Raw genomic sequence first — 9159 nt, 5'->3', positions numbered from 1 at the left:
AAAAAGCTGTCCTCGCGAGAAGACGACTGAGAACCCGCGGGTGTTCGGCTTGCTCAAGCTGGTCGCTGCTCAGCGGCTTCGCCGCTGACAGGACAACGATCAACGGCGCCGCTCACCTGGAAGGTCAAGCTCACGGGCAGGTTCTCAGGGCTGGACTCGGGACGCGATCAGCCGTTCGCAGCTGCGCAGCACGACGCGGACCGCGTCGCGGTGGGCTCGGTCGTGCAGCGGGTTCACCGCCTGGTCGCGCCACCGCGCGAGCGCCGCGCCCGCCTCGTCCGCCAAGATCGACTCCAGGGTGTCCGGTTCCTGGCCGAGCCGGGCCGCCGCGCCCGGGCCGTGCGACCCCAGCAGTCGCCGCGCGTCGTTCTGCAGCGGGCGCGGGAAGCTCAGCTGACCGGACTGCAACGCCGACAGCAGCCGCATCTCCTCCCACTCCGGCGCGTTCGACAGCAGCCGCTCGAACTCCCCGCGCAGCTGCTGCACGCCGGGCCGCGGGTTCGCCCGCAGCACCATGTCCACCGCCAGCAGCACCGACCGCGCCCGCAGCGCGTCCTGGCGTTCGATGAACTGCTGGTGCACCGCTTCCTGCAGGTCGTTGAGCCTGCTCGCCTCCAGCAGCGTCGCGCTCAGCCGCTTGTGGTCCGTGATGCCCTCGCCGAGCGCGGTGAACGCCTGGGCCAGGCCGAACCGCCCGAAGCGGTTCATCAGGTCCTGGCGCACGCTCGGCGGCACCGATTCCGGCGTGGGGTTGTTCGAGAACCGGTCGGAGGACAGCAGCAGCGTCTCCAACGCCTTCTCCGGCAACTGCCGCAACGCCACCAGCGCGGCGAGGTCCGCCTCGGTGAACGTGGCCGCGGCCTGCCCCAGCAGCCCGATCACCGGGATCGCGTACTGCGTGAACGACCGCACCGCAGGCTCGTCGCGGAACCGCAGCGCGATCCGCTCGGCCGCCGCCACTGCGCCGCTGCCGCCGTTGCCCATCTCGTCGGCGCGGGAGAACGTGATGATCGTGTTGATCGGCGCGCGCCGCGCGAGCTGCAACTCGTGCACCGACTGCAGGAACTGCACGTCGGTCTGCTGCGGGTAGCGCGTCAGGTAGAGCAGCGCGTCCGCCTCGGACAGGATCTGCGCGAGCGCCGAGCGGCCCGTGTCCTGCATCGCCGAGGACGACACCCCGGGCGTCTCCAGCAGCGTGATGGCCTGCAGGCCCGGCGCGGGGGCCTCGATCACCAGTCGCGACACCTCGTCCGGGCGCCAGCGCTGCAGGTCGCGGATCGTGCTCGGGTCCAGCGTCGTCACCGGCACGTTCTGCACCGCCCCGTGCGGGGTGTGCACGGTGATCCGGGGTTCCGGCCCGTACTGGTAGAACGTGTTGACCTGGGTGCTCTCCTCGGCGTCGGTCGGCGCGAGGTGCTGGCCCACCAACGCGTTGATCAGCGTCGACTTCCCGGACTTCACCCGCCCGCTGACCGCGATGCGCAGCGGCTGCTCGAGCCGTTCCAGCCGCCCGCGCAGCCAGGCCGAGGTGCGCGGGTCGTCCCGGTAGAACGTCATCGTGCGGATCAGCAGCGCGCGGGACCGCTCCAGCAGGCCGTCCTGGGGGGTGTCCGGCCTGCTCATGCCGCGGTGATGCGGTTCGCGGTCAGCATCCCGGCGCGCCTGCGCAGCAGCGCCAGCTCTTCCAGCTTCCGGCGGATCTCGCGGGCCCGGTCCTCGCGGTCGACGGCGCTGCGCTCGGCGACGCGCTTGATGTTCTGGATGTCCTTGCTGATCTCCAACTGCGCTTCCTCGGTGAGCTGGGTGAAGTGCTGGTGCAGCGCGCGGTGCGTGGCCCGGATGGCGTCCTTGGCCTCCTTGTTCACGTGGAACACGACGTGCTCCACGTAGCGCTGCGCGGTCGTCTTGGCCTCGGCCTGGCGGCGGCGCAGCCGGGCGTCCTTCTCCTCGTTGAGACTGCGGCTGCCCAGCAGCAGGCCCGCGGAGATGGACACGACGTTCATCAGCGGCAACCCGGCCATGCTGGTGATCAGGCCGAACATGAGCACGCCGCCGTAGGAGCCGCGCAGCCCGGTGAGCACCTGGTCGAGCTGCTTGTAGGTGCCGTTGCTGGGTTTCTTCAACGGCGTGACCTGGTCGAACGGGTCCGGGATGGACACCTGCTCGATCTGCGGGCGCATGCTGGGGTGCTCGCGCAGGAATTCGTCGGTGACCCGGTCGCGCAGCTGCTCGCGGCGTCCTTCGAGCCAGGCGAAGTTCTCCTCGATGGCGGTCATGAGCGCGTTGTCGAGCCACTCCACGAAGTCGTCCCACACGACCACCGGGTCGGCTTCTTCGAGCGTCTCGGCGATCTGGCCGGTGATGGCCCAGCTGCGTTCCCGGAAGTCGAACTCGATGTCGGCGAACATTTCGCCGACGCCGTCGCTGAGCGTCTTCTGCCAGCGCCCGGTGACCCGCCGCAGATCTTCGGAGCGGCGTTGGGCGGTTTCCAGTTCGATCAGCGTTTCCGCGGCGGTTCGCGGACTTTGTCCGGTGAGTTCCGCTTTCAACGTTTCGCTGAGCTCGTCGACCGCGTCGGCGACGTTCTGCGCCACGAGCCGCCGGGTGAGTTGATCGTGCTGCCCGAGTGCTTCGCCGCGCAGGTATTCGACCAGCTGCGGAAATCCGGATTCGGTGTTGAGCGTGGCGTCTTTCGCGTGCATCGCCTGCATCCGAATCGTGGAAGACACCGGAAAGATCTTGGCGTTGATGCCCGCGCCCGCGAGATGGCGTTGATTGACTTCCACCACTTTTCGCCAATGCGGCGTTATGTCTGTTTTGGGTTGTACGACGGCCACGTTCGGGCACAGCTTGGTGACCTTCTTCAGGAAGCTCAGCTCGTTGTGCGTGAGTTCCTGGGTCGCGTCGGAGACGATCAGCAGCGCGTCGGCTTCGGCGACGACGCCGAGCGTGCGGGCGGTGAGCGTGGCGGACGTGGCGCCGACGCCCGGCGTGTCCATCAGCACCAGGCCGTCCTTGAGCACGGCGCGCGGAATGCCGACTTCGCCGCGGCTGACCGGCCTGCCGCTGCTGATGGCCTGGTCGATGCGTTCCCGCACCTGCTCCACGGGCACCGGGAACCGGTCGAGGGTGGCGTGCCCGCTCGTCGGTTCCTGCTCGATCACCTGGGCGGTGGGGTGCTCGGAATGGCGCACCAGAGTGGGCACGAGCGTGGTGGCGTCTTCGCCGGAGTCGCACACGGCGGCGTTGACCAACGCGTTGATCAGTTCGCTCTTGCCCTGCTTCGGTTCTCCCACGACCAGTACGAGCTGGGCTGGGTCCAGGACGCGCGTGCGGATCTGCCGTAGTCGGTTGTGCAGGTCGGGGCGCTGCTGCTCGGCGCATTCGGCAGTCGCGCGATCGATCAGTTCCACCATCGCCGTCTCGATCACAGGAGCGATTGTGGACCGTTCAGTGGCAGAAGAGAAACCCGAGCGGGTGACTTGTGTCAGGACTGTGGTGTGGTAACGCGAAAGCCGGGTTCGCACGAGGAGTGCGAACCCGGCTTTCGGGTCAATTCGCTTTGATCAAGCCCGGGGGCCTGGAATCAGAGCAGGCCGTCCAGCGGCAGCGCCGAGGTGGCCGCACCCGCGACGTCCTCGACGGCCGGGCCGGCGATGTCGCCGACGACCGGCAGGTCGCTCGGGGCCGGCAGGTGGGAGACCACGTCGTCGACCGGCAGCTGCTCGGCCACGTCACCGACGACCGGGAGGTCGGCCGGCGCGGGCAGCGCGGAGGTCACGTCGGCGACCGGGCCGCCCACGACGCCACCGGCCACGCCACCGACGGTGTCGACGGCTCCACCGGCGACGCCCTCGACGGTGCCCACGGCGCCACCGGCCACGCCACCGACGGTGTCGACGGCCGGGCCCGCGATGTCACCGGCGACCGGCACGCCGCCGGCCACGTCGCCCACGGTGTCCAGCGCGCCACCGGCGACGCCGGACAGGGCGCCACCCTCGATCCCGGCGGGGGCACCGGCGGGCAGAGCGCCGGTCAGGTCACCGGCAACGCCGGTCACGTCGCCCACGGCACCGGTCACGTCGCCCACGGCACCCGTGACGTCGCCGACCGTGCCGGTCACGTCGCCCACGGTGCCGGTCACGTCGCCGGTCACGTCGCCAACGGTGTTGACGGTGTTGTCGACCGTGTTGGTGGCGTCGGAGGTGGTGTCACCCACGACGTTGCCGACGCCGTTGGCGACGTCGTTGCCGCTGAGCACGTCGTGCACGCTGATCAGGTTGTGCGAGTCGTTCTGCTCGATGTCGATGTTGGTGTCACCGGCGGGAGCTTCGGGGGAGGGGGCCGGGGTGTTGTGCGGAGGCAGCATGCTCAGTTCCATCTCTTGCTCGTGTGGCTGTGCGGGATGCAATTCGTTGATCGCGACATGCTGGGTGCTCGCGGCGAACTTCTCGACGCTGCTCTGGAGCGAGCGGCCGTATTCATCCGCGATCTCGACCGGCGCGTAGTCGAGCACCAGCGACGATGCTTGCAGCACGTCCGTCGCGCTCATGTCCCCGAGTCCGGCGTGATCCAGCGTGGCGCGCGGATCAGCGTCGAAGGCCGCCTGTGCGTCCGGGCTGGTGACGAGCCGCGTCAGGAACTCGTACAGCGTCGGGCCGTCCGGCTGGCCGGGCGCGTCCTGCGCCCCCGGGTTGGAAGTGGGGGTCTCGGCACGATCCGGGGCATCATCCGGCTGAGAGTGGATCATGACGCTTTCTCCTGACTCAGCGGAACTCGGTTACGTGTGACCGAGTGAAGGTCGTGCCCGATCCCTCACTCCCAGCGAGCACGCTACTGCGGGCTGTGCTCGCGGCCATCGGGTACGACTCCTAGTGAGTGCGAACACTATTAGGGGATGCGTCCATGGCTCGGTTAGGGGACGCATGGGGGGATCCGTCAGCGCTTTGTGATCGGACACGCGCTAAGTTGTCACCGCCCTGAGTGTCATCGGGCGGTCGGCTCGACCCCGTGACCGGACTTCCCCGGCCGTGCGGCCCGAGTACCGTCCGATGACCCGGAAGGTGATCACGGGAAGGGGTTGCATGCCTTACGTCCTGGGGATCCATGTCGGGGCCACGGCCACCTCCGCCGCCATCGCGCGGCGCCAAGGCGGCAGGTGGGGTGCGGCCACCCCGCTGCCGCTGAGCTCCACCGGGCACACCGTTCCGACGGTGCTGTGCCGAGTCCAGGACGGCTCCTTCGTCGCCGGGGAACCGGCGAGCAGGCAGGAACTGACCCACCACGAGTGGGTCGTCCGCGGATTCACCCGCCAGGTCGGCGACGACGCCCCCCTGCTGGTCGGCAGCGAGTTCGTCACCGCGCAAGCACTGGTAGCGGCCGTGGTCGAGTGGGTCGCCGACAACGTCGCCCAGCAGCTCGGCCACCCGGCCGAGCACATCACCGTCGCGCACAGCGCGGCGTGGGGACCGTTCCGCAGCCACCTGGTGCGCCAAGCGCTCGCGGGTCTCGGCCTGCGCGACCTCACGCTGGTGCCCGAACCGCTGGCCGTGGCGCTCGACTACGCGAGCAAGCAGCAGGTCGCCGAGCAGGACGCGGTCGCGGTCGCCAACGTGGGCGGCACCGGCTTCGACGCGACGGTGCTGCGCCGCCGCGCTCCCGGCTTCGACGTGCTCGGGTCCTCGTTGGACTCCGGGCACCCGAGCGGGCAGGACCTCGACGACGAGGTCTTCGCCCACCTGCGGGCCGAACTCGGCTCCCAGCTCGACGCGATGGATCCGGCCGATCCCGAGCACCGCGCCGCGCTCGCCGGGCTGCGCGCCGACTGCGTCCGGGCCAAGGAAGCTCTGTCCCACCACCCGGGAACGACCGTCCGCGTGGACCTGCCGAACCTGCGCACCGACTTCGCGATCTCCCGCTCCCGCTACGAACAGCTGGCCCGCCCGCACCTGGAACGCGTTCCGGAGCTGCTGCTGCAAGCCGTGCAGTCCGCGGCGGTGAGCCCGGAGGACCTCTCGGCGCTGGTGCTCGCGGGCGGCACGATGCGGACCCCGATGGCCAAGCAGCTCGTCGCCGAGCGGCTCGAACGGACCCCGCAGGTCGACGCCGCGCCGGAGCTCGTCGCGGCCCGCGGCGCGGCGGTCTCGGCCGTCGGAGTGCTGTCCTCGGTGAGCGATCAGGCCGCGTCGGTCGCGGAGACGAGCGTGCTGATGCGCGTCGAAGGTCTGGGCTCCGGCGGCCTGGACGTCATCGACGGCGAACCGGAGCGCGAAGCCCCCGTCCGGCCGCCCGTGCAGGTCGAACCGATGTACCTGGAACCGCCGGACGAAGACCGGCAACGACTGTTCAAGATCCTCAAGCTGAGCGCCGCGGCGCTGCTGATCATCGGTGGCCTGGTGCTGACCCTCGTGCAAGGCGTGGGCGGCACCCAACCGGCCAGCCCGATCACCAGCCAGCAGCGCTGAGCCGCACCACCCGCGCCCGTCTCTCCGAGTGCCCCTGCCGAGTGACCCGTGAAACGAGGTCTCCGTGAACCGAGGATTCCTGTGAACCACCCGACAGCGACCGTCCCAGACCTGGTCACCGGCCTGCGCGCCGTGCGGCTGTGGGAGTCGATCGCGGAAGCCCCCGCCGCGCCGGTGCAGGTCGGCGTGCAGGCGGCGGGCGGTTGCGGCAAGACCACCCTGCTCGACGAGCTCGCCGCCGCCTACCGGGCCGCCGGAGTACCGGTCTCGGCGAGCGCCGCCGGAGTCGACCCGGAGACCACCGCCGTGATCGTCGACGACGCGCACCGGCTCGACGACTCCGCGCTGCGCGCCGTGCGGGAACTGACCCGGCACCCGCGGGCCCGGCTGATCGTCGCCTACCGGCCGTGGCCGCGCGGCGCGGAGCTCAGCGAGCTCGTGCACGCCCTGGGCCGGACCGCGCCGCCCGTCGTGCTGACCGGGTACGCCCCGGACGACCTCGCCGCCCGCGTCGAACGCGGCCTCGGCTCCGAACCGCCCGCCGAATGGCTGGACTGGCTGCTGGCGCAGACCGGCGGCGTGCCGCGCCTCGTGGAGGGCGTGCTCGCCGACCTCTCGCCGCACGACCTCACCCGGCGCGGCGTGCCGTCGCGCGTCGTCGAGCAGGTCCAGCAGGAGATCGACGGCCTCGGGGCGGAAGGCCGCGCGTGCGCCGCCGCGATCGCCGTCGGCGCCGCCGCGCACCCCGACGTGCTGGCCTGGCTGCTCGAACTCGACCCGGCCGCGGTCGTGCCCGCGCTGTCGGCGATCCGGGCGAGCGGGCTGACCGACGGCTCCGACGAGCTGCTGCCGCTGGTCCGCAAGGCCGTGCAGCTGCTCACCCCCGTCGACCAGCGGTTGCGGATCGTGCGCAAGCTGGTGCGCGTGCAGCTCGACCGGGGACGTCCGGTGCTGGGGCTGCTGCGCCCCTTCCTGGAATCCGAAACGGCCGCCACCGCCGACGACGCGCTGGCCGAGGCGTTCGAGCAGGCCGGGGTGGAAGCGGCCGAGCAGGCGCCGGAACTCGCCTCGCGGTTCTTCGACGCCGCCGTCTCCGCGGGCACCCCGCCCGCGCGGCTGGCCGCTCGCCGCGCCAGGGCCGCCGCGATCGCCGGGAACTTCGACGAGGCGCTGCGGCTGGCCGACGCGGTGATCGTGGACGAATCGGTGCCGGACCGGGCGCTGGGCGTGCAGGTCGCGGCGAGCGTGCTCGCGCACCGCGGGCTGCCGGCCCGCTCCGCGCAGCTGTGCCGCTGGTCGGCGGAGCACCTGCGCTGGCCCGGCGACCGCGCCTACGCCGCCGTGTCGCTGATCGGCACGGGACGGCTGGCCGAAGCGGAAGGGCTGCTGGGCTCCGTCACCGACCCCGGGCCGCCCACCTCGCTGTCCGGCTCGACCGACCAGCTCGTCGACGGGCTCCGGGAATCGATCACCGGCAGCGCCGTGACCGCGCTGTCCCAGCTGACCCGCTCCGCGTCGCTGGCCGAACCGGTCGGGGGCGCCACCCTCGTCCCGGACACGCCCGCGGCAATCGCGACGTTGGCGGCGCTGCACTGCGGTGAGCTCGACGTCGCGTCCTCCGTGGTGGGGCGTGCCATCGAAGCGGGCAGCGGCGGACCGATGCTGGCGGTGCGCCACCGGTTGCTCGCGGCGTGGATCCCGCTGGCCCGCGGGGACACCCCCGCGGCCCGCACCGCGCTGGACGCCGCGGTGTGCTCGCCGGATTCGCTGCAGGCGCGGGACCGGCTGCTGGCCACCGCGATCGAAGCCGGGATCGCCAACCGCGACAACGACACGACCGCGCTGAACGCGGTGCGCGGCCGGGCCCGCCAGGCCATCGCCGAACACCCGGCGGACCTGTTCGGGCTGCTCGCGCTCGGCGAACTCGCCGTGTCCTGCGCGCGGCTGCACGACCAGGACTGGGTCGAACCGCACCTGCGCGCCGCGTTCGCCCTGCTCGGCGAGCTCGGCGACCCGCCGCTGTGGTCGGGCCTGCTGCGGTGGAAGTGCCTGCAGGCCGCGGTCGTGAGCGAGGACGCCGACAGCGCCCGCACGCACGTGGCGGCGCTGGAAGCGATGGCCGCGCACAACCCGATGTCGGCCGCGATGGCCGCCGCCGCGAAGACCTGGCTGGGCGTGCTCGCCGGCGAGGTCGACCGGGACCAGGCCGAGCAGGCCGCGCGCGGACTGCACGCGGCCGGGCTCACCTGGGACGGAGCCCGGCTCGCGGGCCAGGCCGCGCTGCGCACCGCCGACCGCCCGACGATGCTGGCGCTGCTCGAATGCGCCCGCTCCCTGCAGGGCAAACCCGCCCGGCCGAGGTCGGTCGGCGAGCAGGGCGAGCAGAACCTCCTCAGCGAACGCGAACGGGAGGTGGCCGAACTGGTCCTGTCCGGCCTCACCTACAAGCAGGTGGGCAAGCGGCTGTTCATCTCGGCCAAGACGGTCGAGCACCACATCGGCCGGATCAAGCAGCGGCTCGGAGCCACCTCCCGGGAAGACCTGCTAACCCGCCTACGCACGATCCTGGACTCCTGAGGTCCCCCTGCTCCGGGTGAGTCGGGGGCGGGTGGCGGAACCTCAGCGTTCTTCTCGCTGCGGGATCTTTTTCCCGAGTGGCTCCGCCACGAGGGAAAAAGCCGTCCTCGCGAGAAGA

General features: G+C 71.5%; 5 protein-coding genes. 2 read left to right on the top strand and 3 right to left on the bottom strand.

What is annotated here, in order from left to right:
• Positions 1-144 precede the first annotated feature (144 nt).
• The 3 genes from ACWD38_RS29535 to ACWD38_RS29525 all read right to left on the bottom strand — a co-directional run bounded on the left by ACWD38_RS29535 (position 145) and on the right by ACWD38_RS29525 (position 4750).
• Positions 145-1623: a dynamin family protein gene (locus tag ACWD38_RS29535; RefSeq protein ID WP_184483662.1), complete on the bottom strand. Its 1479-nt coding sequence runs from the start codon at positions 1621-1623 to the stop codon at positions 145-147.
• Positions 1620-3431 (bottom strand): dynamin family protein, encoded by a 1812-nt coding sequence (locus ACWD38_RS29530; RefSeq protein WP_450125375.1) that lies wholly within the window; start codon positions 3429-3431, stop codon positions 1620-1622. Before ACWD38_RS29530 ends, ACWD38_RS29535 begins: the two co-directional genes overlap by 4 nt.
• Before the next feature lie 155 nt (positions 3432-3586).
• A complete protein-coding gene (locus tag ACWD38_RS29525; protein ID WP_450125374.1) occupies positions 3587-4750 on the bottom strand; it encodes an IniB N-terminal domain-containing protein in 1164 nt (387 codons plus the stop codon).
• A gap of 334 nt (positions 4751-5084) precedes the next feature.
• Here ACWD38_RS29525 and ACWD38_RS29520 point away from each other — a divergent pair, with 334 nt between their 5' ends.
• Both ACWD38_RS29520 and ACWD38_RS29515 read left to right on the top strand, forming a co-directional pair.
• Entirely contained in the window at positions 5085-6464 is a 1380-nt protein-coding gene (locus tag ACWD38_RS29520) for an Hsp70 family protein (RefSeq protein WP_450125373.1), read from the top strand.
• A gap of 81 nt (positions 6465-6545) precedes the next feature.
• Complete coding sequence (locus ACWD38_RS29515) at positions 6546-9041, top strand: LuxR C-terminal-related transcriptional regulator (protein ID WP_450125372.1); 2496 nt, start codon at positions 6546-6548, stop codon at positions 9039-9041.
• Positions 9042-9159: the final 118 nt, after the last annotated feature.

The sequence above is a fragment of the Saccharopolyspora sp. NPDC002578 genome (assembly GCF_053592695.1).
The sequence above is the reverse complement of the archived record's forward strand: the minus strand, read 5'-3'. Positions and strand labels throughout refer to the sequence as shown.